This is a genomic window from Bacillus cereus (assembly GCF_002561295.1).
GTDB classification, from domain to species: domain Bacteria; phylum Bacillota; class Bacilli; order Bacillales; family Bacillaceae_G; genus Bacillus_A; species Bacillus_A cereus_S.
The window spans coordinates 1-373 of record NZ_NTUG01000093.1 but is presented as its reverse complement, the minus strand read 5'-3'; the positions used below and the strand labels follow the sequence as shown (position 1 = coordinate 373).

Here is a 373-nt window from a genome sequence, read left to right as displayed (position 1 = left end):
AATATGCGGGTGTGGCGGAATTGGCAGACGCACCAGACTTAGGATCTGGCGCCTTTGGCGTGGGGGTTCGACTCCCTTCACCCGCACTTTTAATAAAATATCTCATAACATGTCTTGCGGAAGTAGTTCAGTGGTAGAATACAACCTTGCCAAGGTTGGGGTCGCGGGTTCGAATCCCGTCTTCCGCTCCAATTTTCAATATGACATGCCGGGGTGGCGGAACAGGCAGACGCACAGGACTTAAAATCCTGCGGTGGGTGACCACCGTGCGGGTTCGACCCCCGCCCTCGGCACCATATGCGCCCGTAGCTCAATTGGATAGAGCGTTTGACTACGGATCAAGAGGTTAGGGGTTCGACTCCTCTCGGGCGCG

Annotated in this window: 4 tRNA genes; all 4 read left to right on the top strand. The window is 55.5% G+C overall.

The window, feature by feature from the left end:
* Nucleotides 1-5 precede the first annotated feature (5 nt).
* The 4 genes from CN373_RS25000 (at nucleotide 6) to CN373_RS24985 (ending at nucleotide 373) form a co-directional block, all read left to right on the top strand.
* A tRNA-Leu gene (locus CN373_RS25000) sits at nucleotides 6-86 on the top strand.
* Between the two features lie 30 nt (nucleotides 87-116).
* Nucleotides 117-191, top strand: a tRNA-Gly gene (locus tag CN373_RS24995).
* A gap of 16 nt (nucleotides 192-207) precedes the next feature.
* Nucleotides 208-296 (top strand) — tRNA-Leu (locus tag CN373_RS24990).
* Nucleotides 297-299: 3 nt separating this feature from the next.
* Nucleotides 300-373 (top strand) — tRNA-Arg (locus tag CN373_RS24985).